This is a genomic window from Exilibacterium tricleocarpae (assembly GCF_007004655.1).
GTDB classification, from domain to species: Bacteria; Pseudomonadota; Gammaproteobacteria; order Pseudomonadales; family Cellvibrionaceae; genus Exilibacterium; species Exilibacterium tricleocarpae.
In genome coordinates this window covers 1-1,631 of sequence record NZ_ML660150.1, presented here as the reverse complement: position 1 = coordinate 1,631, position 1,631 = coordinate 1, and the positions used below count along the sequence as shown (strand labels likewise).

General features: G+C 41.8%; 1 protein-coding gene and 1 pseudogene. Both read left to right on the top strand.

The annotated features are described in order from the left end of the window. Positions 1-868 precede the first annotated feature (868 nt). Positions 869-1,147: a hypothetical protein gene (locus tag FKG94_RS28560; protein ID WP_142930356.1), complete on the top strand. Its 279-nt coding sequence runs from the start codon at positions 869-871 to the stop codon at positions 1,145-1,147. Positions 1,148-1,278: 131 nt separating this feature from the next. Further along, positions 1,279-1,631 (top strand): annotated as a pseudogene (locus FKG94_RS29120) (L,D-transpeptidase family protein); the annotation flags it as partial.

The window sequence follows — 1,631 nt, the reverse complement described above, 5'->3', positions numbered from 1 at the left end:
CAGTGATAGTTCTCACCAAAGACCAAAGGCAATGGAAGATGCCACCAGGGATGTTGACGGTTGTTAAGGACGTAAACTGATACCAGGGAGATCGCTGTGTCAATTATGTCAGGGAATGAACGCTAACAGAAATAAAACAATCACTGAGGTATTTGTCAATCAAGGTTCATTAGTGTCATTCAAATATGAACCAGTTGAAACTATTAATAATCCAAATAATTGCAATACAACTTATATTGAGCTAAATAAAGATGCTCCGTTTTTCAAAGAGCAATATAGTATGCTTCTTTTACTATTGAGTTCGGGCAAAAAAACTAATATACATATAAGTACTAATTGTGGCGCATTCCATATCCAAGCAGATTGGTTTAATGCGTACAACTAATCTATAACAATACGTGGCAGTCGCGACAGTCCACTAGCGTGGCCTGCCGCTGCACTCTGCGTTATAAGGCAATGTCCTGAAGGTTTGTAAATTGAAGTTCGTACTTAAACGTACTTCGTAGAAAGAATCGCGGCATTAAGGAAAGTGCTATTTTGTATCTCGGCAGTTTCTTTCCTGGTGCCATAATATAGTTAGTGGCCCGTTATAGCTTCAGTGTACTTTTCGTGAGGCTGCACTTATTAAATTGGTGGCTGTTTCTGGGGTAGTGCATTCGTCCGAAACGGTGCATTCTTTAGATATCGGTTCCGCTAGCGCTCCACAAAGTGTGGTTAAAAGCTTGGTACCGCTGCCGTTATAACAATGCCAGCAAACTGACCTCCGTTCCGGTGTTTTTATTTATGCTGTACGCTTACGCTAGCATAAATAAAAACACCTCCACTCCGTCAGCTTCTGGCGGGCGTTATGTTTACCTAGGAATTCAAAATGAGCAAGGTTAGCCAAAAAGATATTGAATCAGAGGGAGTACCGAAGCATATATCTAAAACTGATAGGCTGGCATTGCGTAAGAATTCAAGTCGTTGTCCAGTTTGCAAAGAAAAATTGGGTAAAATTGGTAAAGGTACTCGTTACAAGAATCAATGTTTTTCATGTGGCGCTGTTTTGGCAAAAGAGTTGAAGTGCGGAAGGTGTAATACAAATCGAGTTTGGCGTGGGAAAAAAGGAATTTTTTGTCATGGTTGTGGAAACGAGCATGTTAGATAATCTCAAACATAACAAAGCGCTCAAATACGTTCCGGCCACAAAAAGCGTGGCCTCCACCGGACAGGCTACGCGTTGCTTCGCCTGCCGTTTAGCTTAGCGTTAGCACTACTGGTATCGAGCACCAAATGAGCATGCTACAACAAATCATCATCCTGCTAGCGATATTTATAAGCCCCCAGGTTTTCGCAACGGATATACCTAGTAGCGCTAGAGCAGAGAGATCTATTGCGAGTGTTGAAGCAGTTTTAAGGAAAGGTCTATCCGGCAAAGGTCTTGAGTATGGCTCTCCAATATTCATTCGTATATTTAAAGACCCCGGAGTTCTTGAAGTCTGGATCGAGTCCGATAATGGGGCTTTCGTAAATTTTAAAAATTACGACATTTGTACATTTTCAGGGAATCTTGGCCCTAAACTGAAAGAGGGAGATAATCAGAGCCCAGAAGGCTTTTATTTCGTGAATTCTGGCCGACTCAACCCTTGGAG

What these genes read in the sequence shown, in the direction of transcription:
- FKG94_RS28560 (WP_142930356.1), top strand. Translation starts at nt 869, where the DNA reads ATGAGCAAGGTTAGCCAAAAAGATATTGAATCAGAGGGAGTACCGAAG.